Origin of the sequence: Rhodovulum strictum (assembly GCF_009649175.1) — a bacterium.
GTDB lineage: Bacteria > Pseudomonadota > Alphaproteobacteria > Rhodobacterales > Rhodobacteraceae > Rhodovulum > Rhodovulum strictum.
The window spans coordinates 161634-184835 of record NZ_WJPO01000003.1 but is presented as its reverse complement, the minus strand read 5'-3'; the positions used below and the strand labels follow the sequence as shown (position 1 = coordinate 184835).

The window sequence follows — 23202 nt, the reverse complement described above, 5'->3', positions numbered from 1 at the left end:
GCCCCTGTTACCGCGCCGCCCCGCGGGCTGCAATGCAGCCCTCAGAACAGCCCCTCGATCTGGCCCTCGGGGTTCAGCCCGATGGTCTCGGCCGCCGGTCTGCTGGGCAGGCCGGGCATGGTCATGATCTCGCCGCAGATCGCCACGACGAAGCCCGCCCCTGCGGCCAGCCGCACCTCGCGCACCGGCACGGAATGATCCTCGGGCGCGCCGCGGACATTCGGATCGGTGGTAAAGGAATATTGCGTCTTGGCCATGCAGATCGGCAGATGGCCATAGCCCACCTGTTCCCAGGCATGCAACTGGTCGCGGATCTTCTTGTCGGCGATCACCTCGCCCGCGCGATAGATGCGTTTGGCGATTGTCTCGATCTTGTGGAACAGACCCATCTCGTCGGGATAAAGCGGCGCGAAGCCGTGATGATCGGCCTCGGCCAGTGCCACGACGCGCTGCGCCAGCGCCTCGATGCCCGCGCTGCCATCGGCCCAGTGTCGGCACAGGATCGCCTCGGCGCCCTGATGCGAGGCATAGTCCTGCACGGCCGCGATCTCGGCCTCGGTATCGCCGGCGAAATGGTTGATCGCGACGACAGCCGGAACGCCAAAGGATTTCACATTCTCGATATGGCGGCCCAGATTGGCACAGCCTGCCGTGACCGCGGCCACGTTCTCGGCCCCCAGATCGGCCTTGGCCACGCCGCCATTCATTTTCAGCGCGCGCACGGTCGCCACGATCACCACCGCAGAGGGCGCCAGCCCGGCCTTGCGGCACTTGATGTTCATGAACTTCTCGGCGCCCAGATCGGCCCCAAACCCGGCTTCGGTCACGACGTAATCGGCCAGTTTCAGCGCCGTGGTGGTCGCCATGACGGAATTGCAGCCATGCGCGATATTGGCGAACGGCCCGCCATGCACGAAGGCGGGCGTGTTCTCCAGCGTCTGCACCAGGTTCGGCTGCAACGCATCCTTCAGCAGCACCGTCATCGCGCCGTCCGCCTTCAGGTCACGGGCGTGGACCGGGGCGCGCTCGGCGGTATAGCCCACGATGATGTCGCCCAGACGCTTTTGCAGGTCATGGATGTCGGTCGCAAGACACAGGATCGCCATGACTTCGGAGGCGACGGTGATATCGAAGCCGGTCTGGCGCGGATAGCCATTCGCCACGCCGCCCAGCGAACAGACCATGTCGCGCAGCGCCCGGTCGTTCATGTCCATCACGCGCCGCCAGGTCACGCGGCGCTGGTCGATGCCAAGCGCGTTGCCCCAGTAGATATGGTTGTCGATCATCGCCGCCAGCAGGTTGTGGGCCGACGTGATCGCGTGGAAATCGCCGGTGAAATGAAGGTTCATGTCCTCCATCGGCACGACCTGCGCATAACCGCCGCCCGCAGCACCCCCCTTCATCCCGAAGCATGGCCCGAGCGAGGCTTCGCGGATGCAGATCGCGGCCTTCTTGCCGATCCGCGCCAGCCCGTCGCCCAGCCCCACCGTCGTCGTCGTCTTGCCCTCGCCCGCAGGCGTCGGGTTGATCGCGGTCACGAGGATCAGCTTGCCGTTCGGCCGTTCCTTCAGCCCCGCGATGAAGTCCGCCCCGACCTTGGCCTTGTCATGGCCATAGGGCAGCAGATCGCCCTCGGGGATGCCCAGCGACGCGCCGATCTGCTGGATCGGACGCTTCTGCGCCGCGCGGGCGATCTCGATATCGGATTTCGGGGCCATGTCCTGTTCCTCCCTCCAGGCCGCTTTTTGCCAGAGATAGCGGCAGGAGGCGGGCAGGACCAGCATACATAAGGATTAGGGCGCCCAAGCGACGCGCCTGCGCCAGCCGATCAAGACCGGGGCGCAAACGAAAGCCCCGGAACCTTCACGGGTTCCGGGGCTTCGGTCCTTCAGCGCGAAAGGATCACGCCAGCGGTTCGGGTTCCAGCCCCGGCTTGGGCCGCGGCTTGGTCTTCGGAATCGCCGTGACCGAGGGCGTGTTGCCCCCCTTGGGCGGCGGGGCATCATCCTCGCCCCGGCTGAGCGCTTCGCCCGCGATGACCTTGGTGATCTCCGAGCCGGTCAGCGTCTCGTATTCCAGAAGACCCTGCGCCAGCCGTTCAAGATCGTCGCGCTTTTCGGTCAGGATGCGCTTGGCGGTCTCGTAGCCCTCGTCGACCAGTTGCTTTACCTTGTCGTCGATCAGCTTCTGCGTTGCCGCCGAATGCTGCGCGCCGCCGCCATAGCTGCCCAGATAGCTTTCCCGCTCGTTCGCGTAGTCGATATAGCCCAGTTCCTCGGCAAAGCCGAACTGGGTCACCATCGCCCGCGCGATCCGGCTGACCTGCTGGATGTCGCTGGCCGCGCCGCTGGTCACGTTCTCGCGCCCGAAGACCAGTTCCTCGGCCACGCGTCCGCCCATCGCCATGGCGATCTTGGACTTGTACTTGGTGTAGCTGACCGAAAGCTGGTCGCGCTCGGGCAGCGACAGCACCAGACCCAGCGCGCGGCCGCGCGGAATGATCGTGGCCTTGTGGATCGGGTCATGCTGGGGCACGTTCAGGCCGACGACCGCATGGCCCGCCTCGTGATAGGCGGTCAGCTTCTTCTCGTCCTCGGACATGACCATGGACCGCCGCTCGGCGCCCATCATCACCTTGTCCTTGGCGTTCTCGAAATCCTCCATCGTGACAAAGCGCCGACCGACGCGCGCGGCCATCAGCGCCGCCTCGTTCACCAGGTTGGCCAGATCCGCGCCCGAGAAGCCGGGCGTGCCGCGCGCGATGATGCGCAGGTCCACGTCGGGGCCCAGCGGCACCTTGCGGGCATGCACGGACAGTATCTTTTCGCGGCCCTTGATGTCGGGGTTGGGCACCTGCACCTGACGGTCGAAGCGGCCGGGCCGCAGCAGCGCGGGGTCCAGTACGTCGGGGCGGTTGGTGGCGGCGACGATGATGATGCCCTCGTTCGCCTCGAACCCGTCCATCTCGACCAGAAGCTGGTTCAGCGTCTGCTCGCGCTCGTCATTGCCGCCGCCATAGCCCACGCCGCGCGACCGGCCGACCGCGTCGATCTCGTCGATGAAGACGATGCAGGGCGCATTCTTCTTGGCCTGCTCGAACATGTCGCGCACGCGCGAGGCGCCGACACCGACGAACATTTCCACGAAGTCCGAGCCCGAGATGGTGAAGAACGGCACGCCCGCCTCGCCCGCGATGGCGCGCGCCAGCAGCGTCTTGCCGGTGCCGGGCGGGCCGACCAGCAGCGCGCCTTTCGGGATCTTGCCGCCCAGGCGGCTGAATTTCTGCGGGTTGCGCAGGAACTCGACGATCTCTTCCAGCTCTTCCTTGGCCTCGTCGATGCCCGCCACATCATCGAAGGTAACGCGGCCATGCTTTTCGGTCAGCAGCTTGGCCTTGGACTTGCCAAAGCCCATCGCGCCGCCGCGCCCGCCGCCCTGCATGCGGTTCATCAGGAACAGCCAGATGCCGATCAGGATGATGAAGGGCAGAAGCGTGCCGATATAGGCCAGGATGCCGCTTTGCTCCTGCGGCTCGGCGCGCACGTCGACATTGCGCGCCAGCAGGCGGTCGGTGATATCCGCGCCCTTGGGAATGATCGTGGTGACCGTGGTGCCATCATTCGCACGGATCACGGCGCGTTCGCCATCCAGCGTCACGCTGGACACCTCGCCGCTTTCGACGCTGCGCAGGAATTCGGTATAGCTGACCGAGCGCGACGACATGGCCCCCTGGCCGCCGCTGAACAGGTTGAACAGGGCGAGGATCAGCAGGAACAGGACCACCCAGAATGCGATTTGTCGCGCGTTGCCCACGGCGTACTCCTTGACATGACGGCTCGGGCGGACCGCGGAGTCCCCCCGTCGGCTTAAGATAGCGATCACGCGGTCATGTTCAATGCGAGATGATCCGCTGGCTTAACGTCGTCGCAAGCCGGGCCTGCCAGCCGTTGCAAAGCCCCGCCAGCGGCGCCGCGACCAGGTGCGCCCCCCGCCAGACCGCCGGAGCGGCCAGAAGCGAGGCGCGCGGCAGCCCGGTTGCGCGCCAGTCGGGACAGGCCGCAAGCCCCCCCTCGCCCAGGGCGCGAATCTCAAGCCCCGGCTCGGCGGGGCCGTCCAGCCACCAGCGCCCGTCCCAAAGCGCGCCCGCGGGGGCGACCGTTCCGGCCAGTGCGGCCGGTTCGCGCCCGATCCGCAGGTCGTCTGTTTCGCGCGCGATCAGGCAGCCATGCAGCGTGGCGCGGGGCGCGCTGCCCAGGGCGGCCAGCGTTTCGGCCAGCGCCTCGGCGCGCGGCGGATATTCGGAGGAGGCGACCCAGCAGAGCGACGCGACCAGCAGGCGCCGCGCGATCTCGCCTTGCAGCGCGTCAAGCCCGGCGCGGGACAGGACCACATCGCCCCGATCCTCGCGCGCCACCCGCCCCGCCGCCTCCAGCGTCGCCGCCTCCAGCGCTGCGCGGGCCGTCCCCATGCGCGCAGCGGTCTCCGCCAACCCCTCGGCGGTGATCCCAAGGGGCGCCAGCGCGGCCAGCGTCCGGCGGGCCTGCACCCGGTCGAAGCGGGCATCCTCGTTCGAGGGATCCTCGATCCAGCCCTGCCCACGCTCGGCCAGGTAGGCGCGCAGATCGGCCCGCGACAGGCCAAGCAATGGCCGCAGCCATGTCACGCCCAGGGACTCACGCCGGGGGGCCATGGCCGACAGCCCGTCCACCCCTGCCCCGCGCGCAAGCCGCATCAGCACCGTTTCGGCCTGATCGTCGCGCGTATGGCCAAGGGCCACCCGCCCGATCCCCTGCGCCGCCGCCCAGTCGGCGATCAGCCGATAGCGCGCCCGGCGCGCCGAATCCTGAAGATTGCCCTGCCCGTCCCAGCCCTGCCAGCGCAGCGTGTCATGCCGCAGGCCAAGCCGGGCGCAGATCCCGGCCACGAATTGGGCTTCGGCGGCTGCCCCGGGCCTGAGGCCATGATCGACGGTGACGGCATGCACCCGGCGCCCGGCCAGCGCCAGCAGCAGCGCCACGGAATCCCCCCCGCCCGAGACCGCAACCCCGAGCGGCGCATCACCCGCGCAGGAGGCGGACAGGGCCACCTCCAAAGCGCGGGCGACGGGGCTCAGTTGCACCCGATGGCGTCCATCGCGGAACGCGCCTGTTCCGCCTCGGGGCTGCCGGAAAACCGGGTGCCGACCTCGGTCAGCGTGACGCATGCCTCGCGCCGCTGGCCCAGCCCGTCCAGCGCCAACCCCAGCCGGTACAGCGCCGTTGCCGCGCGCGGCCCGTCCGGGCTGCCCGAGAAGCTGTCCAGATAGGCCCGCGCCGCGCCCGAGGTGTCGCCCTGCGCGGTCAGCGCCTCGCCGCGCAGGAAATGCGCCTCGCCCGACAGGGGGCTGCCGGGATAGGCTTCGGTAAAGGCCGCAAGGCGCGCGGCGGCCGTTGCGGCATCGCCGCCCTCCAGCGCGGCCTTTGCCGCGTCGAAATCGGCCCGTTCGCCGATGGCAAGCTGCGCCCCGTTCGAGATCGCGGGCGCAGGCGTCAGCACGGGGGCAGAGCGCGCCACCCCCTCGCCGCCCAGCGTGGTGGTCTGGCCCAACTTGCTGACATCGCCGCCTTCAAGCTCGACCAGCCGGAATTCCAGATCGCCGATCCGCCGCGTGCCATCCTCGACGATCCGCTGGATGCGGAACTCCAGATCCTCGGTCCGGGCGGTCAGCCGCTGCAATTCCTGCTCGATCAGGTCGAGCCGTTGCAGCGCCGAACCGCCGCCCGCCACACCCCCCGGCGAGCCGGTGGTGGACAGCTCGCGCTTGAGCCGCTGGATCTCGACATGAAGGACCGACATTTCCTGACGGATATCGGCCAGCGTTTCCTGACGCGACTGGGCGGCGGCGGGATGCACCGCCCCCAGCGCGACGGACACGGTCAGCAGAAGGGCGGCGATCCGCATCGGCCTGCCCTCAGACGCCCGCGCCCGCGGCGAGCACGGTCACGGAACGGCGGTTCTGCGCATAGCAGGACTCGTTCGAGCAGATCTCCAGCGGCCGTTCCTTGCCATAGCTGACGGTCCGCAGCCGCGACGGCGCCACGCCGCGCGAGATCAGGTATTCCTGCACCGCATTGGCCCGGCGGGCGCCAAGTGCGAGGTTGTATTCGCGGGTGCCCTGTTCGTCGGCATGGCCCTCGATGGTGGCGGAATATTCGGGGTTGTCCATCAGCCAGCGCGCCTGTCCGTCGAGCGTGGTCCGCGCGGTGTCGCTGAGCGTGCTCTGGTCGACGGCGAACAGCACGCGGTCGCCGACGGTCTGGTTGAAATAGGCAATCGAGCGCGGGTCCGAGGCCAGCCCGTCCATGCCATAGCCGCTGCCGCCCGCCCCCGCGCCGAAGCCGGCGCCGCTGCCAGAGCCGAAACGGTCGGGGTTGGAACAGCCGGCGACGGCCAGCGCGGCCACCACCATCAGGGTCTTGGAAATCGTGGTCATGCGGATCTTCCTTGTTTCTTGCCTGATTGTCCGGACCGGACCGATGGACATATCCTATCAGCCGGATCGCGGTTTGAAAACGTGGCCCCCTAGGGCAGAAGCGGCGACCAGGCCGGGTCCGAGGCCGCGCCCTGAACCGGCACCCGGCGCAGGTTCCGCCCGGTGATATCGACCGAGAACAGCGCCGGGGCCCCGTCAGCGCCCGCACTTTCGCGGGTGAACATGATGACCCGCCCGTTCGGCGCCCAGGTCGGCCCCTCGTCCAGGAAGGAGGAGGTCAGCAGCCGTTCCTCCGATCCGTTGACGCGCATCACGCCGATATGGAACCGGCCCTGATGCTGCTTGGTGAAGGCGATGTAATCGCCTCGCGGCGACCAGACCGGCGTGCCATAGCGCCCCTGCCCGAAAGAAATACGCCGCGCCTCGCCACCCGAGGCGGGCATGACGTAAAGCTGCGGCACGCCCGAGCGGTCGCTTTCGAACACGATCTGGCGGCCATCGGGCGAGAAGCTGGGCGCGGTCTCGATCGAGGGGGCAGAGGTCAGCCGGGTGCGCCGCCCGCTGCCCAGATCAAGCTCGTAAAGATCAGTATTGCCGCCCTGCGCCAGCGAGAACACCACCCGCCGCCCGTCCGGCGCGAAACGCGGGGCAAAGGTCATGGTGCCGGGCTGATCGTCCAGCCCGCGCCGCGCCCCGCTGGCCAGATCAAGCACATAGATGCGCGGAAAGCCGGTCTGGTAGCTGGTGTAAAGCACCCGGTCGCCCGTGGGCGAGAAGCGCGGCGCCAGCACGATGGACGAGGCGTCCGACAGGTACTGCACGTTCGCGCCGTCGTAATCCATGATCGCCAGCCGCTTCTGGCGGGCGTTCTTGGGGCCGGTCTCGGCCACAAAGACAACGCGGCTGTCGAAATAGCCGCCCTCGCCGGTGATCCGCGCATAGACCTGATCGGCGACCTTGTGCGCCACCCGCCGCCAGTTCGCGGAGGAGCCGCCGAATTGCAGCCCGTCGCCCAGCGGCGCCTCGGCATAGATGTCGAACAGGCGGAACTTGACGGTCAGCCGCCCGCTGCCATCGACCGCAACGGCCCCGGTGACCAGCGCCTGGGCGTTGATCGCCTTCCAGTCGGAATACTGGATGGGGCTGGCGAAATTCGTCACCCGCGCCAGATGCGCCTGGGCCGGGATTTCCCGGAACAGGCCCGTCCCTGCAAGATCGGCCGCCACGACGCGCGCGATGTTGCGCGCAAGTTCGGCCGCGGCGGGGGTCTCGGCCACGAAATCGGGCACGGCAAAGGGCAAGGGCTCGATCACGCCCTCGTCGATGACGATGCGCAGCGGACCGCCCTGTGCAAGGACCGGGGCCGGGGCCAGCGCGGCGCCAAGCGCCAGGGCAAGAAGCGGGGTCAGAACGCGCAGCATCTAGCGGATCCTCATGTTCTCGGGATTGAATGTCATCTCGATCTGCCGCCACTGGTCATATTTTTCCACCGGTAGCGGAAAGCCCGACGAACCGCACATCACGATCGCGCGGCGCGCCGAATCAAAGACCTGACGCGCCGCCATATCAGACCCGCCGGAGAAGGATACAAGGCGGATCGACTCGATTACCGGGCGCCCGTCCTCGCGCATCTCGAGCGCGACGATGACGCTGGTCATCATCGCCTCGGTCGACAGCGCGCCGACATTCCAGCAATTCGCGACCGCAATGCGCAGCGCGTCGCGCTCTCCGGCCGTCATCGGCGGGCCCGAGGCGGCGGTCCCGGTGCCCGCGCGCGGCGTCTCGGCCGCGCCCGAGGCCATCGCATCGGCCAGAGCACCGGCAACCGCATCGGCCAGCGCGTCAGGTGCAGGCGGCGTCGGATCGGGGGTTCGGACCGGCTCGGGCGTGGGCGCGGGGGTCGGGGCGGGTGTTGGCGTGGGTGCGGGTGCAGGCGGCGGTGTGGCCGCTGTCTCGCGCACGGGTTCGGGCGGACGCTCGGGGCGGACGCGCGGCCGGGGCGAACTGGCCAGGATCTGCCCGGTCTCGACCCGCTCCTCGGCCTCGGTCACGATCTGCGGCGCGGCCTCCTCGGGGGCGGCGGCCTCGACCGGCGGCGCGGGGGTGGGCGCGGCGACATCGGGGCGCACCGCCTCGCGCGGCTGGGGCGCGACCGCCACATCCTCGGGCCGCGGCGCAGCCGGTTCGGGCGCCACCCGCTGCGAGGGGCGCGGCGGCGCGGTATCGGCCACGGGCGCCTCGGGGGCGGTGGTGCTGACCGGGGGCGGCGCGACCAAGGGCGGCAGCGTGTCGGTCACCTCGGCCTCGGGCGGGGGCTGAAGCGCGCTGGTATCGGGTGCCGGATCGGGCGCGGGGCTTTCCTGCGGCGGCGGCGGCGCGGGCGGTTCGGGGCGGCGTTCGGGCGCAGGGGCAGGCCGGGGCGAGCTGGTCACCACGGGGCTGCGCGGCGTCTCGACCTGCTGGGCGGGGGCCTGCGGCGCGGCGGCCGGGGCGGTCAGCGCGGCAAATTCCTCGCCCGACAGGATGGTGACATCGGTCACCTGCATCGGCCGCGGCTTGGGCGCGTTGAACAGCCCGCCCAGCAGCACCCACGCCACCAGCAGGAGGTGCGCCGCCCCCGATATCTGGGTGCCCCTGTTCATGTCCCAGTCCTAGCCGTCCGACCCGTCGAGCCTCGGCCCGCCGCTGTCGGTCACAAGCCCGATATCGCGGAAACCCGCGGCATTGAGCGCGCCCATCACCTGCACGACGCGCTCATAGGAAATCGCGCCATCCGCGCGCAGATAGACCTTGCTGTCCTGCCGCTCGGCCGCCACGGCGCGCAGCTTGGGGATCAGGCCGTCGGCCTCAACCTCTGTCTCCTGCAACAGGATGCGGCCATCCGCGGTCAGCGTCACCGCCAGCGGTTCCTCCTGCGCGGCGGGCAGCGCCTCGGCGGCGGTGCGCGGCAACTCGACCGGCACGCCGACCGTCAGAAGGGGTGCTGCCACCATGAAGATGATCAGAAGCACCAGCATCACGTCCACGAAGGGCGTGACGTTGATCTCGGACATCGCGGGCGGATGACGCCGATGGCGCCGCACGCGCTTGCCGCCCGAGTTCTGCCGAGGGGTGAGCGTCGCGCCCATCTCAGGTATCCAGCTGGCGCGAAAGGATGGTCGAGAATTCGTCGGCGAAGGATTCGTAGCCGCCCACGATCCGGTCGCTGTCCGAGGACAGCTTGTTGTAGAAGATCACCGCCGGGATCGCGGCCAGAAGCCCCAGACCGGTCGCCAGCAACGCCTCGGCGATACCGGGCGCCACGACGGCAAGGTTGGTGTTCTGCTGCAACGCGATCTGCTCGAACGCATGCTTGATCCCCCAGACCGTGCCGAACAGCCCGATGAAGGGCGCGGTCGAGCCGACCGTGGCCAGGAAGGACAGCCCGCCATTCAGCTCCTCGGCTTCCTTGGCGATGGCCACGTCCATCGACCGGTCGATCCGCGCCGCCGCCCCCGCGATCAGCCCGCCATCCTGCCGATGGCTGCGCCGCCATTCCATCATTCCGGCGGCAAAGATCCGCTCGGGCGCGGCCTGCGGCTCGGGGCCGATCTTGTCGAACAGTTCGTCCAGCGGCTCGCCCGACCAGAACGCCTCGTCAAAGCCCAGCGCCTCGATGCGCGCCTTGCGGAAATTGATCGTCTTCTGGATGATGATGCCCCAGGACCAGAACGAGGCCAGGACCAACATCAGCATCACGACCTGCACCGTAAAGGTCGCGCGCGCGAAAAGGGCGAGCAAGGAGAAGTCAATCTCCTGCGCCAACGCAAGGGTTTCGGTTTCCATTCTGCCTGCTCGTTGCTGAGGGCCGTGTTGTCCCGGCTTCCGTTACAGCGATTCTACCCGTTTTTCAGGGGGAATGCCAACACAACCGCGTCAGCGTGGCACGGCATGCACACCGATCCGTCTATCGCGGCGCGGCAAGCTCGCAAAGCTCTGTCGGCAAACGCACCGGACGGCCCGCCTCGCCCAGCGCGACAAGGGTCACGCGCGCCGAAAACAGCACCGTTTCCCCGCGCAGGACCCGCTGATCCAGAATCAGCCGGGCGGGCGTGATCTGGGCCAGATCGGTCTCGACCTCAAGCAGATCGTCAAAGCGCGCCGGCAACAGGTAATCCGCCTCGACCCGGCGCACGGCAAAGACGATGCCCCGCTCGGCCTTGAGCCGGGTCTGGTCCACGCCCAGATCGCGCACCCATTCGCTGCGCGCGCGCTCGATGAATTTCAGGTAGTTGGCGTAATAGACGATGCCCGCAAGGTCGGTATCCTCGTAATAGACGCGCAGCGCGAAGCGATGGGTCATCGTCCACACTCCAGCCGCGCGGCCAGGCGCAGCGCATGGGCCGGGTCATCGGCCGCCAGTGGCATCGCCGGATCATAGCCCGCCCGGATCACCCCGGCGATCTCAGGGCGCAGCACCAGCGTCCCGTCGGGCAGACGGGCCAGCGGGCTTTGCCCGGCAAAGCCGGTTTCGGACCATAACAGGATCACCTGCACCATCTGGTTCAGCGCGACGGCCTCGGCGGGCAACTCGGCCAGACCCGCGTCCATGCGCTGAAAGACGAAAGCCGCCCGGATCGCCCCTGACGCATCGAACCGGAACAGCCGGTATTGCGTCGCCCCGGCTGCTGCCAGCCGCTCGACCAGCGGGCCCAGATCGGGCACCAACCGGTCCAGGTTCGGCACAAGCGGCAGTTCGGACCAGTCGCGAAAGAAGAAGACCATCAGATTCGCGCCGAGTTCAGGGTCGGTCTCGGCCATGCGATGCCCGGCCAGCGCCACCACCGCCTCGCAGGCGCCCTTGAGCGTGGCCAGCGTCTCGTCTGTGACGCCAAAGACAACAGGCGCGATCGGCCGGCCCCAGCGGGCAAAGCGATAGCTGCCATCCTGCCCTGTGAACAGCGCCCGCACCTCGTCCGGCGTCATGCCCCGCCCCTTCTTCTTGGCGTAAATACCCACGGCCCTGCCCTATCGACCTGCCCGCCGCCGGGCAAGGGCCTCAGCCGTCGAACAGGCTTGCCTGTCCCGGCGGCCGCGGCGCGGGCAGGCCCAGATGCGTCCAGGCCTTCGCGGCCAGCATCCGCCCGCGCGGGGTGCGCTGGATCAGGCCCTGCTGCAACAGATAGGGCTCGATCACCTCCTCCAGCGCATCGCGCGATTCCGACAGCGCAGCCGACAGCGTCTCGACCCCGACCGGCCCACCGGCGTAATTCTCGGCGATCAGCCGCAGATAGCGCCGGTCCGCGCCATCAAGGCCAAGCCCGTCCACTTCCATCCGCGTCAGCGCATGATCGGCCACCGCCAGCGTGATCCGCCCCTCGCCCTCGACCAGCGCGAAATCGACGACCCGGCGCAACAGCCGCCCCGCGATCCGCGGCGTGCCGCGCGCGCGCCGGGCGATCTCCTTCAGCCCGTCCGCATCCGCCGGCACCCCCATCAGCCGCGCGCCGCGGGCAACGATCAGTTCCAGTTCCTCGACCGTGTAGAATTGCAGCCGCACCGGAATGCCGAAGCGGTCGCGCAGGGGCGTCGTCAACAGCCCCAGCCGCGTCGTGGCCCCGACCAGCGTGAAGGGCTGCAACTCGATCCGCACGGTGCGCGCGGCCGGTCCCTCGCCGATCACCAGATCCAGCGCGAAATCCTCCAGCGCCGGATACAGCACCTCCTCGACCGCCGGGTTCAGGCGGTGGATCTCGTCGATGAACAGCACATCGCGCGCGTCCAGATTGGTCAGGATCGCCGCCAGATCGCCCGCCTTGGCCAGCACCGGGCCCGAGGTCATGCGGAAATTCACGCCCAGCTCGCGCGCGACGATCTGGGCGAGCGTGGTCTTGCCCAGACCGGGGGGGCCGTGGAACAGCGCGTGGTCCATCGCCTCGCCCCGCTGGCGGGCGCTTTGCAGGAAGACGCGCAGGTTCGCCCGTGCCTCGGCCTGGCCAACGAATTCGTCCAGCGTCTCGGGCCGCATCGCGCGGTCGGCATCCTCGGGCCGGGGGGCGGGGCGCAGGGTCGGGTCGGGTTCGGTCATGTCCTACCCCTTGGGCGCCAGCAGCTTCAGCGCCGCGCGGATCAGGGCGGGCGTATCAGCGCCGGGCGCCTCGCCCGCGGCGCGGGCGACGGCCTGCGCCGCATCGGCCGGGGCATAGCCCAGATTGCCCAGCGCCGACAATGCCTCGGCCTGCGCCGATACCGTGGGCGCGGGTGGCGGCGGCGATACAGACGGGACCGGCCCGGCCTGCGCGGGGGCTGCACCCGTTGCCTCGGCCAGCGTGCCGCCCATCGCCATGATGCCCGGCGCCTTGCCCTTCAACTCGTTCACCACGCGCTGCGCGATCTTGGGTCCGACGCCCGGCGCGGCCTTGATCGCGGTCCAGTCGCCCAGCGCGATGGCGCGCCCCACGCCGTCGGCCCCCAGCGTGCCCAGGATCGCCATCGACGCCTTGGCCCCGATCCCCTGCACACCCATCAAGAGCCGGTGCCATTCGCGTTCCAGCAGCGTCGGAAAGCCGTAAAGCTGCAGCAGATCCTCGCGCACCAGCAGGTCGGTATACAGCGCCACCGCCTCGCCCGGGCCGGGCATCGCGGCCAGCGTCCGGTCCGAGACCTGAACGATATAGCCCACGCCCCCCACGTCGATCATCACGTGATCGGGGCCGCGATGGATCAGCCGCCCGGCAATGCGCCCGATCATGCGCCCGCCCTAGCCAGCGCCGCGGCCAGCCGCCCGCCCGCCGACAGATGGAACGCATGACACAGCGCAATGGCCAGCGCGTCGGCGGCATCCGGGCCCGCGATCTGGATGCCGGGGAATTGCAGCCGCACCATATGGTCGATCTGCCGCTTGTCGGCATGGCCCACGCCCACCACCGCCTTCTTGACCGCGTTCGGGGCATATTCCCCCACCGCGATCCCCGCCCGCGCGGGCACCAGCACCGCGATGCCGCGGGCCTGGCCCAGCTTCAGCGTGCCCGCCCCGTCGCGGTTGACAAAGGTCTGTTCCACCGCCGCCGCATCGGGGGCATGGCGCGCGACGATCGCGCAAAGCTGGTCATGCAGCGATAAAAGCCGTTCGGCCAGCACACCCTCGCCCGAACAGCAGATGCCGTTCGCCACATGGGCAAGGCGCCCGTTCACCTGCTCGATCACGCCCCATCCGGTGCTGCGAAGGCCGGGATCAATGCCCAGAACACGCATGCGCACCCCGCTTTGTTGTGTCTTTTCGGACGAACTAGCACGAAAAGCGAACATCGGCCAGCGCCAATCGGACAGGCGCCGCCCCGCCCTGCCCGGACAGCGGCACCGGAAACGGGCGGAAATCGCCGCTTCGAACACCGGAACCGACATCCCGCGCCGCAATATTTCCCTTTATTACCAGTTTGTTATATAGGTTAACGTCATGCGTCAGGTGCAACTGTGCCTTGCGGTTTTTGTCCCTTGTCGACAGCCCCGCATACGCATACCTCGCCCATCGCGAACGCGCTGCATTGGCGCCAGGCACCCAATCAAGGACAACGAAGGATGGCGTCTTTTCACGATGACAGCCCGCACGCGGGCCGGTGGCCTGCGGCACATGGCCTGCACCGGCTGATTGCCGGTCTTTTCGGGCGGCTGGCGGCGAGGATCGACGCCCGCAGGACACGCAATGAACTGTGGCGACTGACCGACCGCGAGCTTGACGATATCGGGCTCAGCCGGGCCGATATCGACCGGATCACGCGCTAGGCACGATCCGGCCGAACGTCACAGACCGAGTTCGAAGCGTCAGGCCACACCCCCCGGGCCACGCTTCGAAGCCGACCGGCCCGCAGCGGACCGCCATTTCGCGGAACCCGCCCGGGTCGGCCCACCCGCCTTCTCACGGACGGGAAAACGCCCCGGCAGAACCTTCTGCCGGGGCGTTCGCGTCCGGGCCGTGCGGATCGGCCGGCCGCGATGCCGTGGATCAGGAAAACAGCGCGATCAGGGCGCGCATCGCACCCGCCAGCCATTCGGTGATCGGGTCGATCTGCATGACATAGGTCGCCACCTGCTGCACGACGGAGGCACCCGAAGCACTGGCCAGGTGATGTTCGTAAGCCTGCGGGCCGATCTGGGCAAGGATCGCGGCCTTGAGCACCAGCATGGCCAGCGCGATCATCCCCAGCGCGCGCCAGAGCGGGATCCCCACGGACAGGCTGAGACGCGGTGTCGTCCAGCCATTCGTTCCGGCCAGCTCGGAGACATGGCCATCCCGGTGCATCCGCTCCACCCGCGCAAGCCGGACGCGGAACTGTTCGTGTTGCGGATCGTGCATGGACTTCTCTCCTTTCGCCGTAGTGTGTCCTTAATGGGTGCTAAAGGCGGCAGGATTATGGCCTAGTTCGCGGATTTCCTGAGACAAAGCGTGATCCAGTCACCGATCACCTCGGTTTCGTGGACGATCAGCCCGTTTTCGCCGTAACAGGCCGCCACTTCGGGGCCTTGTTCCTCGAGCAGCCCGGACAGGATCGCATGGCCGCCCGGGGCGATTCGGGCAGCGATGGCGGGGGCAAGGCCGATCAGCGGCGCCTTGAGGATATTGGCGAAAATGAGGCCATAGGGTGCCGCGGCCTCAAGATCGGGATGATCGAGCCCGGCCGCCTCGAGGCAATGCACCTTGCCCGCCAGACCGTTGGCCGCGACATTCTCGGCCGCGACCTCGACCGCGACCGGGTCGATATCCGAGGCCAGCACCGGCACATCCCACAGCCGCGCCGCCGCCATCGCCAGCACCGCCGTCCCGCAGCCGATATCGGCCACCGCGCGCGGCGTGGCGCCCTGCGTGGCCAGCCGGTCCAGCGCGCGCAGGCAGCCCTGCGTGGTGCCGTGATGGCCGGTGCCAAAGGCCATGGATGCCTCGATCAGCAGAGCGATCCGGTCCTCGGGCACGCGGTCGGCATCGTGGCTGCCATAGACGAAGAAGCGCCCGGCCTCGACCGGCGCCAGCTCGCGCTTGACCTTGGCCACCCAATCGGTCTCGGGCAGTTCCGAAATGGCAAAGGCGCGCGCGCCGTACATGCTGGCCAGCAGCGCCAGACCGGCTGCATCGGGGGTTTCGGTGAAATAGCCACCGACTTCCCACAGGCCCGAGCCGTCCTCGATCTCGAACACGCCGACGCCAGTGGGCTCGGGGTCGAGCCGCTCCATCGCCTCGCCCAGAGCCTCGGCCTGGTCCTTGCCGGAAAGGGTTGTCAGCGCGGTAAAGGTGGGCATGGGCGGGTCTCCTGCGGTGGCTTGGCCCAGCGCCTAGGCGCCCGGCGCGCCGGGGTCAAGCGCGGCAAGCGCCCGCTCGGCCAGAACGCCGGGCGGGTCGGCGCCGTCAAGCCGGATCACCGGACAGGCCAGCGCCGACAGCCAGGCGTCATGCTGCACCCGGCTGCGCCCGGCAAAGGCGGGATCGTCATAGCCAGACGCATAGTCGAGGAACGCGCGGAATTCCTGCGCCCGCGCGCCGCCCGCGGCCACCGCCGCGCCATGGCGCTGACGCTCGCGGCGGCGCAGGCGGATGATCCGGGCCTCGGTCGGCGCGGACAGGAAAAGCGCATGCGTCAGCCGCGGGATCAGCGCATCGCCCCAGCCGCAGATCGCCCCCGCCAGCACCCAGTCAGAGCGCGGCGCGAACATGGCCTGCATCAGTGCCACCCGCTCGGCGGGCGGGCGGGTCTTGCGAAAGGGCGGATCGCTTGGCTGCCACAGGAAATCGTCGGCGTCGAAAACCTGCGAGGCCAGCCGGTCCGCCAGCGCGCGCGCCAGCGTGGAACTGCCCGCCCCCGCAGCGCCCAGGATCAGGATGCGACGGCCCATGGCCGCAGGGGCTCAGGCGCCCGGCCCCTCGGGACAACTGACGCCGGTGCCGCCCAACCCGCAATAGCCGCCGGGATTCTTGGCCAGGTATTGCTGGTGATAACCCTCGGCATAGAAGAAGGGCGGCACGGCGCGGATCTCGGTGGTGATGGCACCAAAGCCCGCCTTGCGCAGACGGTCCTGATAGGCGGCACGGCTGGCCTCGGCCGCATTTTCCTGCGCCTCGGTGAAGGTGTAGATCGCGGATCGGTATTGCGTGCCGCGATCATTGCCCTGCCGCATGCCCTGCGTGGGATCGTGCCCTTCCCAGAAATGGCGCAGCAGCGTTTCATAGCTGACCACCGCCGGGTCATGGACCACGCGCACCACCTCGGTATGGCCGGTGCGGCCGGTGCAGACCTCTTCATAGGTCGGGTTCGGCGTGAAGCCCCCGGCATAGCCTGCCGCGGTCATCCACACGCCCGGCAACTGCCAGAACTTGCGCTCGACGCCCCAGAAACAGCCCATGCCGAAGACCGCTTCCTCCATCCCCTCGGGGATGGGCGCCTTGAGCGGACGACCGAAAACGAAATGCGTCGCGGCGGTCGGGATCGGATCGGGGCGGCCGGGCCAGGCATCGGCCTCGGCGACCATGTCGGTCTTGCGGCCGAGAAAGGAGAACATGCTGAGACCTCTCGTCGTGGATCGAGGCTGGATATAGACCGCCCGGCCGCGCCGCCCAGATGGCTGCGGCGCGATCGCGCGGCTATCCTTCGGCCAGCCGCGTCACCGCCCCGGCAACCCCGTCCCAGGCCCCCGGCACCAGCGCAATGCCCAGCACGCGGTCGGGGTTGGTGGGCGGGGGCATCTCGACACCGTCGAGCCGCTGAAAGCCGAACCGACCGTAATAGGGCGCATCGCCCACCAGCATCACCCGGCCAAAACCCAGCAGCCGGGCGCGTTCCAGCGACTCGCGTATCAGAAGTGCCCCCAGCCCCTCGCCCTGCCTTGTGGGGTGCACCGCGACAGGCCCCAGCAGCAGCGCGGGCGCACCGCCCACCAGCACCGGCCAGTAGCGGATCGCGGCCGCCAGGATGCCGTCGCCATCCCGCGCGGTCAGGCAAAGCCCCGGAACCGGATCGCCCCCTTCGCGCAGCCGATAGGAGGACAGCGCCGTGCGCCCCGGCGCAAAGCAAAGGTCGTAAAGCCCCTCGACCTCCCACCAATCCTCTGCCGTTTCCTCGGCCACCCGGAACAAGACATGCCTCCCGCCTGCTGGAAACGCCCCTAGCACGGGGCCCGGACGGGGGCAAACCTGCGACGCCATCGCCTGCGCCCGCCAGCCTTGGATGTCGCCCGACACAGATCGTCACGCTGGCGGGCGGGGCCGTTTCGGTGACGTCACCGGCATCCAGCTGTGCGACGATTGCGTGGCCGCGCGGTGTTCGAGCTGAAACGCCTAGGCGAATGACCCGCCGCCCTGCGGCCAAGCACGGGCTTTCCGCGACGCGCCCCGCCCCTTAAAAGGGGCCGACTCACGAAACCGGAAAGAGGGGCGGACCATGGAACGGATGATCGCGGTGATCGGCGGCTCGGGCGTCTATGACATCGAGGGGCTGGAGGATGCGCGCTGGCAGGCGGTGGACAGCCCCTGGGGCAAACCGTCCGACGAGATCCTGACCGGCACGCTGGGGGGCGTCAGGATGGCCTTCCTGCCGCGTCACGGGCGGGGCCATGTCCATTCGCCCTCGACCGTGCCCTACCGCGCCAATATCGACGCACTGAAACGGCTGGGCGCGACCGATGTAGTCTCGGTCTCGGCCTGCGGCTCGTTCCGCGAGGAACTGGCGCCGGGCGATTTCGTGGTGGTCGAGCAGTTCATCGACCGCACCTTCGCGCGCGAGAAAAGCTTCTTCGGTCAGGGCTGCGTGGCGCATGTCAGCGTGGCGCACCCGACCTGCGGACGGCTGTCGGCCGCCTGCCTTCAGGCCGCCCGCGACGAGGGCATCACCATCCACCAGGGCGGCACCTATCTGGCGATGGAAGGGCCGCAATTCTCGACGCTGGCGGAATCGAAGCTCTACCGCGAGAACTGGGGCTGCGACGTGATCGGCATGACCAACATGCCCGAGGCGAAACTGGCGCGCGAGGCCGAGCTTTGCTATGCCTCGATCGCCATGGTCACCGATTACGATTGCTGGCACCCCGATCACGACGCGGTCGAGGTGGCCGATATCGTCAAGACCCTGATCGGCAATGCCGAAAAGGCCCGCGCCATGGTCACCCGCCTGCCCGGCCTTCTGGGCGCGCACAAGCCCTGCGACAAGGGCTGCGATACGGCGCTGGAATACGCGATGATCACCGCCCCCGAGAAACGCGACCCCGCGCTGGTCGCGAAACTCGACGCGGTCGCCGGGCGCGTGCTGAACCGCTAGGCGCATCGCGGCGCGGGGCCGGGGTCTGCCCCGCGCCCCTGCCTTGCGGCAAACCGCAACCTTGCACCACCGCCCCGCCTGAGCGACACCCGAGCCAAGCACTGACCGAAAGGGTTCCCGCCATGCCGCCGAGCAATTCCGTCAAGGATTACATCCGCACCATCGTCGACTTCCCGCATGAAGGGATCATGTTCCGCGACGTGACCACGCTGTTCGCCGACCCGCGCGGCTTCCGCATGGCCATCGACCAGTTGCTGCACCCCTATGCGGGCCAGCAGATCGACAAGGTTGTGGGGCTTGAGGCGCGCGGCTTCATCCTGGGCGGCGCCATTGCGCACCAATTGTCCAAGGGCTTCGTGCCGGTGCGCAAGAAGGGCAAGCTGCCCGCCGCCACCATCGCCGAGGAATACCAGCTCGAATATGGCGAGGCGGTGATCGAGATCCATGACGACGCGCTTTCGCCCGGCGAAAAGGTGCTGCTTGTCGACGACCTTCTGGCCACCGGGGGCACCGCCGAGGCGGGGATCAGGCTGTGCGAAAGGCTGGGCGCCCAGATCGTCGGCTGTGCCTTCATCGTGGACCTGCCCGATCTCGGCGGGCGCCGGCGGCTGGAAGCGCTGGGGATCGAGGTCCACGCGCTCTGCGACTATTCGGGGCACTGAACCCGCGGCCGGTCCGTCCCCGCAAGCGGACCGGCCCGCATGGGGTCAGGCGCGGCCCGACCCCGGCCAGATCGCGGGGCGCTCATTGCCCGTGAAGGTTGCGCGCCCGGCCTAGCGTGTCAGCAGGGCAGCGATCACGCGGGGGGACATCACGCTGTCATCGCAGCCCGAGCGGTCGGCAAGCCCCTGGCAGGCGCGATAAAGCGCGCGCAGGGTCGGCGTGGTGGCCTGACCGTTGAGCGGGCCGGAATACAGACCCTCGCGATGCAGCCGCGCCTGCAACAGGTAGATCGCGAAATTCGGGTTGGCGGCGTTCAGTTCGCCCGCGAACCAGGTCGAGCGCAACGGGCCGCCCATCGCGATCAGATCGGCAAGCGCCGCGTAATCCTGCGGCGTTCGCGCCTCGGCCGCGCGCAAGGTCGCGGCAAGCTGGGCCGCCTCGGTTGGGGTCAGCAGATCGCCATGGCGGTCCAGCAGCTCGCGCGCGGCTGCCCGGTCGCGGCGCACGTTCATCCCGTTGCCGTCGCGCTTGAGCGCAACCAGCGCCTTCAGCGCCTCGGGATTGCCCTGTTCGACCGCGCGTTCCAGCATGTCCACCGCCTCGGGGCCGTTGGCGCGCATGCTGATCCCCCACATGCGCCGCTCTGCCTCGAGCACCGCAATCCGGTTCTGGCCAAGCGCGCGGGCCCGCTCGGCAAATTCGGGGAACTTGGCGCGCGAGCCATCGCCCAGATAGCCATACATCGCCCCCTCGGCGAGCCGGGTCCAGGCCGAGGCCCGCCCCATCCCGGCGGCGCGGCGCAGATAGGACTCGGCCCGGGCGGGGCTCTTGCGGCTCCACATCAGCCAGTCGCCGTATTTCTCGATCCCCTCGCCATTGCCGGCCTCGGCTGCCTGCTCGAACAGGGCAAGCGCCGTTGCGGGGTCGCTGTCCAGACCGATCCCGTGCAGCAGCAGATCGCCCAGCACGACCCGCGCCTCGACATCGCCAGCGGCAATCGCGCGCTCCAGCAAGGCCCGGCCGGTCGCGGCATCGCGATCAAGCACCCAGCCGCCGACCAGGTTCTGGCCCAACACCCGCATCGCATCGACATCGCCCGCCTCGGCCGCAGCGGACAGAAGCGCCTGCGCCCGCGCCGGATCGGTCGCCACCGGCCCGCCCCAAAGCAGCGCCGTCCCGACCAGCCGCTGGGCGCGCGGATCGCCCGCCTCGGCCGCCTGTTCGAGCATCTGAAGACCCTGCGCGACATCCTGTCTCAGCCCGTCGGTCCCGGTCAGCAGTGCCTCTCCGACCACCCGCATGCCCTGCGGATCGCCCGGTTGCCCGCCCGCGGCCAATCCCACCGACGCCCCCGCCATGCCCGCCACAAGCGCGCCTGCCAGCGCCCTGCTTCTGGTCGACCGAAATGCCATTCTGCCTCTCCCGGGAACCGCTCCGTTCGACGCACAGTTGCAGACGGGGCCGAAGCCTTGTCAACACGGGATGCTTGAATTTGCGCCGCGCTGCCGCGACATCACGTCAGGGGCGCCACCGGCCGCCCTGGCAACCGAGACCACAGTTCCCGGGCAGGGCGGCCGAGCGCGATGCGTGGCGAAGACGACTGGATCATCTCGTCCCTGCTGGACGACCTGGGTGCGCTGGCGCTTGCCCGCGACCGGATCAGCGTCCACGATCTGGTCGAGACCATCGGCCCGCGCGGCTTCGGCCCGCTTCTGGTGCTGCTGGCGGGGCTGCTGATCCTGCCGACGGGCATGATCCCCGGCGTGCCGAACGTGGTTGCGCTGTTCCTGATCCTGATCGGCGGGCGGATGATGACCGGCGCGCGCGAGATCTGGGTGCCCGACCGGCTGGGCCGGGTCAGCTTTTCGGGGCACATGCTGGCGCTGTCGGTCGCGCGCGCCCAGCGCTGGGCGCTGTGGCTGCGCCCGCATCTGACGCCGCGGCTGGTGGGGCTGGTCGAGGGCGCGGTGGCCAGCCGCCTGATCGCGCTGATCCTGCTGGTGACCGGCGCGGTGATGACGCTGGTCGGGCTGATCCCGGGCTTTCCCTTCGTGCTGTCGCTGCATGTGCTGGTGCTGGGGCTGGCGCTGTCCTCGCGCGACGGGCTGGCCGCCCTTGCCGGTTATGCGCTGATCCTGGCCGAAATCCTGTTCATCGCGACCTTCTTCCTTTGACACCGCCCCGCGCCGCGGCGGCGCCGGGCACGAACCTTGACGAACGCGCCTTCATGGCCTAAGAGCCAGCCACGACACACGAGTCCGGCAATCCGGCCGGGCGGGCCGCGCGGGGCAGAGCGGCCATTCGACGCCGCAACCACGCCAAGGACCCACATGACCACTTTCGCCGATCTGGGGCTCGACCCCAAGGTGCTTTCCGCCATCATCGACGCCGGCTATACCCAGCCCACACCGATCCAGGAAGGCGCAATTCCCCCCGCTCTCGAAGGCCGCGACGTGCTGGGCATCGCCCAGACCGGCACCGGCAAGACCGCAAGCTTCGTGCTGCCGATGATCACGCTTCTGGGCCGCGGCCGTGCCCGGGCCCGGATGCCGCGCAGCCTTGTGCTGGCGCCCACGCGCGAACTGGCCGCGCAGGTGGCCGAGAATTTCGACACCTATGCCAAGAACACCAAGCTGACCAAGGCGCTATTGATCGGCGGCGTCAGCTTCAAGGAACAGGACGCGCTGATCGACAAGGGCGTGGATGTGCTGATCGCCACGCCGGGCCGGTTGCTCGATCATTTCGAGCGCGGCAAGCTCTTGCTGACCGGCGTCCAGATCATGGTGGTGGACGAGGCCGACCGGATGCTCGACATGGGCTTCATTCCGGATATCGAACGCATCTTCCAGCTCACCCCCTTTACCCGGCAGACGCTGTTCTTCTCGGCCACCATGGCGCCCGAGATCGAGCGGGTGACCAACACCTTCCTTTCTGCCCCCGCCAAGGTCGAGGTCGCGCGCCGCGCGACCACCGCCGAAAGCATCGAACAGGGCGTCGTGCATCATTCCGCCAGCCGCAAGGACATGCAGGCCAAGGAAAAACGCGCGCTGCTGCGGGCGCTGATCGACCGCGAGGGCGCGGCCTGCACCAACGCGATCATCTTCTGCAACCGCAAGACCGAGGTCGATATCGTCGCCAAGTCGCTGGCGAAATACGGCTATGACGCGGCGCCGATCCATGGCGATCTGGACCAGTCGCAGCGCACGCGCACACTCGAGTCGTTCCGCGAGGGGCGGCTGCGGCTGCTGGTGGCCTCGGACGTGGCGGCACGCGGGCTCGACATTCCGGCCGTGTCGCACGTGTTCAACTACGATGTGCCCAGCCATGCCGAGGATTACGTCCACCGCATCGGCCGCACCGGCCGGGCCGGGCGGACGGGCAAGGCGCTGACCATCTGCGTGCCCCATGACGAGAAATGGCTTACCGCGATCGAGGCGCTGGTCCAGAAGGAAATCCCCTGCGTCGAAAGCCCGCTGAAGGCCAAGGCCAGCGAGCCGCGCGAGCGCCGCGAAAAGGACACCCCCCGCCCGACCGAGGCCGCGCCGCCGCGCGAAACGCCCCGGCGCGCGGCCGAGCCCGGCCCCGCCGAAGCCCCGCGCGATCGCGCGGAGCGCAGCGACCGGGGCGGCCGCGATCGGGAACGTGATCGGGACCGCGACCGCCGCGGCGCAAGGCCCGGCCGCGATGCGCCGGTGGTCGGCATGGGCGATCACATGCCCGCCTTCCTGACCCGCTCGTTCAAGCCCAGTTCCGAGACGACCGAGGAAGTCACGGACTGACCGGGCGCCGGGT

The 23202-nt window shown here is 69.1% G+C and carries 25 protein-coding genes; 5 read left to right on the top strand and 20 right to left on the bottom strand.

Going from position 1 to position 23202, the window contains the following annotated elements; genetic code table 11:
• Positions 1 to 41: 41 nt before the first annotated feature.
• From GH815_RS03855 to ruvC, 14 genes are all read right to left on the bottom strand, one after another.
• Positions 42 to 1718 carry a formate--tetrahydrofolate ligase gene (locus tag GH815_RS03855; protein ID WP_153747431.1) on the bottom strand — a complete coding sequence of 559 codons (1677 nt, stop codon included), beginning with the start codon at positions 1716 to 1718 and terminating at the stop codon, positions 42 to 44.
• Positions 1719 to 1902: 184 nt separating this feature from the next.
• Entirely contained in the window at positions 1903 to 3813 is a 1911-nt protein-coding gene (ftsH, locus tag GH815_RS03850; RefSeq protein WP_343030648.1) for an ATP-dependent zinc metalloprotease FtsH, read from the bottom strand.
• Positions 3814 to 3892: 79 nt separating this feature from the next.
• The gene (gene tilS, locus GH815_RS03845) at positions 3893 to 5092 is read right to left on the bottom strand and encodes a tRNA lysidine(34) synthetase TilS (RefSeq protein WP_407072162.1); all 1200 of its coding nucleotides are present in this window, start codon (positions 5090 to 5092) and stop codon (positions 3893 to 3895) included.
• Positions 5093 to 5109: 17 nt separating this feature from the next.
• A complete protein-coding gene (gene ybgF, locus GH815_RS03840; RefSeq protein WP_153747429.1) occupies positions 5110 to 5940 on the bottom strand; it encodes a tol-pal system protein YbgF in 831 nt (276 codons plus the stop codon).
• A 10-nt stretch (positions 5941 to 5950) separates the two neighbouring features.
• Positions 5951 to 6472 (bottom strand): peptidoglycan-associated lipoprotein Pal, encoded by a 522-nt coding sequence (gene pal / locus GH815_RS03835; protein ID WP_153747428.1) that lies wholly within the window; start codon positions 6470 to 6472, stop codon positions 5951 to 5953.
• Positions 6473 to 6561: 89 nt separating this feature from the next.
• The gene (gene tolB, locus GH815_RS03830; protein ID WP_153747427.1) at positions 6562 to 7893 is read right to left on the bottom strand and encodes a Tol-Pal system beta propeller repeat protein TolB; all 1332 of its coding nucleotides are present in this window, start codon (positions 7891 to 7893) and stop codon (positions 6562 to 6564) included.
• Positions 7894 to 9114, bottom strand: a complete 1221-nt coding sequence (locus GH815_RS03825; RefSeq protein ID WP_153747426.1) for an energy transducer TonB — start codon at positions 9112 to 9114, stop codon at positions 7894 to 7896. It lies immediately after the preceding gene.
• A gap of 9 nt (positions 9115 to 9123) precedes the next feature.
• Positions 9124 to 9600: a protein TolR gene (gene tolR / locus GH815_RS03820; RefSeq protein ID WP_153747425.1), complete on the bottom strand. Its 477-nt coding sequence runs from the start codon at positions 9598 to 9600 to the stop codon at positions 9124 to 9126.
• A gap of 1 nt (position 9601) precedes the next feature.
• Entirely contained in the window at positions 9602 to 10297 is a 696-nt protein-coding gene (gene tolQ, locus GH815_RS03815) for a protein TolQ (protein WP_153747424.1), read from the bottom strand.
• A 121-nt stretch (positions 10298 to 10418) separates the two neighbouring features.
• On the bottom strand, positions 10419 to 10814 hold the full coding sequence (gene ybgC / locus GH815_RS03810; RefSeq protein WP_153747423.1) for a tol-pal system-associated acyl-CoA thioesterase: 396 nt from the start codon (positions 10812 to 10814) through the stop codon (positions 10419 to 10421).
• Entirely contained in the window at positions 10811 to 11437 is a 627-nt protein-coding gene (locus GH815_RS03805; protein ID WP_153747459.1) for a hypothetical protein, read from the bottom strand. Before GH815_RS03805 ends, ybgC begins: the two co-directional genes overlap by 4 nt.
• 73 nt (positions 11438 to 11510) lie before the next feature.
• The gene (ruvB, locus tag GH815_RS03800) at positions 11511 to 12539 is read right to left on the bottom strand and encodes a Holliday junction branch migration DNA helicase RuvB (RefSeq protein ID WP_153747422.1); all 1029 of its coding nucleotides are present in this window, start codon (positions 12537 to 12539) and stop codon (positions 11511 to 11513) included.
• A gap of 3 nt (positions 12540 to 12542) precedes the next feature.
• A complete protein-coding gene (gene ruvA, locus GH815_RS03795; protein WP_153747421.1) occupies positions 12543 to 13202 on the bottom strand; it encodes a Holliday junction branch migration protein RuvA in 660 nt (219 codons plus the stop codon).
• The gene (ruvC, locus tag GH815_RS03790; protein WP_153747420.1) at positions 13199 to 13705 is read right to left on the bottom strand and encodes a crossover junction endodeoxyribonuclease RuvC; all 507 of its coding nucleotides are present in this window, start codon (positions 13703 to 13705) and stop codon (positions 13199 to 13201) included. The genes ruvA and ruvC overlap by 4 nt, the downstream gene beginning before the upstream one ends.
• A gap of 324 nt (positions 13706 to 14029) precedes the next feature.
• On the opposite strand from ruvC, the gene GH815_RS03785 reads away from it, so the two are divergent.
• The gene (locus GH815_RS03785) at positions 14030 to 14233 is read left to right on the top strand and encodes a DUF1127 domain-containing protein (protein WP_153747419.1); all 204 of its coding nucleotides are present in this window, start codon (positions 14030 to 14032) and stop codon (positions 14231 to 14233) included.
• Positions 14234 to 14453: 220 nt separating this feature from the next.
• Here the strand turns inward: GH815_RS03785 and GH815_RS03780 are convergent, their stop codons facing one another.
• From GH815_RS03780 to GH815_RS03760, 5 genes are all read right to left on the bottom strand, one after another.
• Complete coding sequence (locus tag GH815_RS03780) at positions 14454 to 14804, bottom strand: hypothetical protein (protein ID WP_153747418.1); 351 nt, start codon at positions 14802 to 14804, stop codon at positions 14454 to 14456.
• A gap of 62 nt (positions 14805 to 14866) precedes the next feature.
• Positions 14867 to 15742, bottom strand: coding sequence for a 50S ribosomal protein L11 methyltransferase (locus tag GH815_RS03775; protein WP_153747417.1), 876 nt, complete (start codon positions 15740 to 15742; stop codon positions 14867 to 14869).
• Positions 15743 to 15775: 33 nt separating this feature from the next.
• Positions 15776 to 16333, bottom strand: a complete 558-nt coding sequence (locus GH815_RS03770) for an AAA family ATPase (protein ID WP_153747416.1) — start codon at positions 16331 to 16333, stop codon at positions 15776 to 15778.
• Between the two features lie 12 nt (positions 16334 to 16345).
• Positions 16346 to 16996: a peptide-methionine (S)-S-oxide reductase MsrA gene (msrA, locus tag GH815_RS03765; protein ID WP_153747415.1), complete on the bottom strand. Its 651-nt coding sequence runs from the start codon at positions 16994 to 16996 to the stop codon at positions 16346 to 16348.
• Between the two features lie 82 nt (positions 16997 to 17078).
• Entirely contained in the window at positions 17079 to 17570 is a 492-nt protein-coding gene (locus tag GH815_RS03760; RefSeq protein WP_246176301.1) for a GNAT family N-acetyltransferase, read from the bottom strand.
• Between the two features lie 304 nt (positions 17571 to 17874).
• Here GH815_RS03760 and GH815_RS03755 point away from each other — a divergent pair, with 304 nt between their 5' ends.
• Positions 17875 to 18747 carry an S-methyl-5'-thioadenosine phosphorylase gene (locus GH815_RS03755; protein WP_153747413.1) on the top strand — a complete coding sequence of 291 codons (873 nt, stop codon included), beginning with the start codon at positions 17875 to 17877 and terminating at the stop codon, positions 18745 to 18747.
• 122 nt (positions 18748 to 18869) lie between these two features.
• On the top strand, positions 18870 to 19409 hold the full coding sequence (locus GH815_RS03750) for an adenine phosphoribosyltransferase (protein ID WP_153747412.1): 540 nt from the start codon (positions 18870 to 18872) through the stop codon (positions 19407 to 19409).
• Between the two features lie 111 nt (positions 19410 to 19520).
• Here GH815_RS03750 and GH815_RS03745 read toward each other — a convergent pair whose 3' ends face one another.
• Positions 19521 to 20822 (bottom strand): tetratricopeptide repeat protein, encoded by a 1302-nt coding sequence (locus tag GH815_RS03745; RefSeq protein ID WP_153747411.1) that lies wholly within the window; start codon positions 20820 to 20822, stop codon positions 19521 to 19523.
• Between the two features lie 171 nt (positions 20823 to 20993).
• Here GH815_RS03745 and GH815_RS03740 point away from each other — a divergent pair, with 171 nt between their 5' ends.
• Together GH815_RS03740 and GH815_RS03735 are read left to right on the top strand one after the other, a co-directional pair.
• Positions 20994 to 21584 carry an exopolysaccharide biosynthesis protein gene (locus tag GH815_RS03740; protein ID WP_153747410.1) on the top strand — a complete coding sequence of 197 codons (591 nt, stop codon included), beginning with the start codon at positions 20994 to 20996 and terminating at the stop codon, positions 21582 to 21584.
• Positions 21585 to 21740: 156 nt separating this feature from the next.
• The gene (locus GH815_RS03735; RefSeq protein ID WP_153747409.1) at positions 21741 to 23189 is read left to right on the top strand and encodes a DEAD/DEAH box helicase; all 1449 of its coding nucleotides are present in this window, start codon (positions 21741 to 21743) and stop codon (positions 23187 to 23189) included.
• The last annotated feature ends 13 nt before the right edge of the window (positions 23190 to 23202 follow it).

Bases quoted from the DNA above. Each gene is read 5' to 3' on its own strand.
- GH815_RS03855 (WP_153747431.1), bottom strand. From the start codon at position 1,718: ATGGCCCCGAAATCCGATATCGAGATCGCCCGCGCGGCGCAGAAGCGT.
- ybgF (WP_153747429.1), bottom strand. From the start codon at position 5,940: ATGCGGATCGCCGCCCTTCTGCTGACCGTGTCCGTCGCGCTGGGGGCG.
- pal (WP_153747428.1), bottom strand. From the start codon at position 6,472: ATGACCACGATTTCCAAGACCCTGATGGTGGTGGCCGCGCTGGCCGTC.
- tolB (WP_153747427.1), bottom strand. From the start codon at position 7,893: ATGCTGCGCGTTCTGACCCCGCTTCTTGCCCTGGCGCTTGGCGCCGCG.
- GH815_RS03825 (WP_153747426.1), bottom strand. From the start codon at position 9,114: ATGAACAGGGGCACCCAGATATCGGGGGCGGCGCACCTCCTGCTGGTG.
- tolR (WP_153747425.1), bottom strand. From the start codon at position 9,600: ATGGGCGCGACGCTCACCCCTCGGCAGAACTCGGGCGGCAAGCGCGTG.
- tolQ (WP_153747424.1), bottom strand. From the start codon at position 10,297: ATGGAAACCGAAACCCTTGCGTTGGCGCAGGAGATTGACTTCTCCTTG.
- ybgC (WP_153747423.1), bottom strand. From the start codon at position 10,814: ATGACCCATCGCTTCGCGCTGCGCGTCTATTACGAGGATACCGACCTT.
- GH815_RS03805 (WP_153747459.1), bottom strand. From the start codon at position 11,437: ATGACGCCGGACGAGGTGCGGGCGCTGTTCACAGGGCAGGATGGCAGC.
- ruvB (WP_153747422.1), bottom strand. From the start codon at position 12,539: ATGACCGAACCCGACCCGACCCTGCGCCCCGCCCCCCGGCCCGAGGAT.
- ruvA (WP_153747421.1), bottom strand. From the start codon at position 13,202: ATGATCGGGCGCATTGCCGGGCGGCTGATCCATCGCGGCCCCGATCAC.
- ruvC (WP_153747420.1), bottom strand. From the start codon at position 13,705: ATGCGTGTTCTGGGCATTGATCCCGGCCTTCGCAGCACCGGATGGGGC.
- GH815_RS03785 (WP_153747419.1), top strand. From the start codon at position 14,030: ATGGCGTCTTTTCACGATGACAGCCCGCACGCGGGCCGGTGGCCTGCG.
- GH815_RS03780 (WP_153747418.1), bottom strand. From the start codon at position 14,804: ATGCACGATCCGCAACACGAACAGTTCCGCGTCCGGCTTGCGCGGGTG.
- GH815_RS03775 (WP_153747417.1), bottom strand. From the start codon at position 15,742: ATGCCCACCTTTACCGCGCTGACAACCCTTTCCGGCAAGGACCAGGCC.
- GH815_RS03770 (WP_153747416.1), bottom strand. From the start codon at position 16,333: ATGGGCCGTCGCATCCTGATCCTGGGCGCTGCGGGGGCGGGCAGTTCC.
- msrA (WP_153747415.1), bottom strand. From the start codon at position 16,996: ATGTTCTCCTTTCTCGGCCGCAAGACCGACATGGTCGCCGAGGCCGAT.
- GH815_RS03755 (WP_153747413.1), top strand. From the start codon at position 17,875: ATGGAACGGATGATCGCGGTGATCGGCGGCTCGGGCGTCTATGACATC.
- GH815_RS03750 (WP_153747412.1), top strand. From the start codon at position 18,870: ATGCCGCCGAGCAATTCCGTCAAGGATTACATCCGCACCATCGTCGAC.
- GH815_RS03745 (WP_153747411.1), bottom strand. From the start codon at position 20,822: ATGGCATTTCGGTCGACCAGAAGCAGGGCGCTGGCAGGCGCGCTTGTG.
- GH815_RS03740 (WP_153747410.1), top strand. From the start codon at position 20,994: ATGCGTGGCGAAGACGACTGGATCATCTCGTCCCTGCTGGACGACCTG.
- GH815_RS03735 (WP_153747409.1), top strand. From the start codon at position 21,741: ATGACCACTTTCGCCGATCTGGGGCTCGACCCCAAGGTGCTTTCCGCC.